At 67.7% G+C, this 254-nt stretch carries 1 protein-coding gene; it reads left to right on the top strand.

Annotated features, from left to right (window positions below; genetic code table 11):
- Positions 1–48: 48 nt before the first annotated feature.
- Positions 49–254 (top strand): hypothetical protein (locus SB822_RS58945; protein ID WP_410859355.1); only part of this gene is annotated, 206 nt, incomplete at its 3' end.

Genomic DNA, 254 nt, shown 5'->3' on the forward strand with positions numbered 1-254 from the left:
TGCGTCGCACACGGCTCGCCAGTCGTCGGCGAAGAAGGGAGCCAAATAATGAAAACAGGACCGTGGGACCGTGCCATTGCGGCGTTGTTCGCCGCAGTGCTCACGTTGGGGCTGATCAACCAGGTCGATGCACGAGGCGAGCGAGGTGGTGGCGCCCGTGGCGGCGGCGGCGAAGGTGGCTTTTCGCGTGGCGGGGCAGCGTCGGCTGGGGGCCTCTCTTCCGGCGGCTCGACCGCTGTGCAAGGCGGTTCACG

Origin of the sequence: Paraburkholderia sp. SIMBA_054 (genome assembly GCF_046534875.1) — a bacterium.
Lineage (GTDB): Bacteria > Pseudomonadota > Gammaproteobacteria > Burkholderiales > Burkholderiaceae > Paraburkholderia > Paraburkholderia hospita.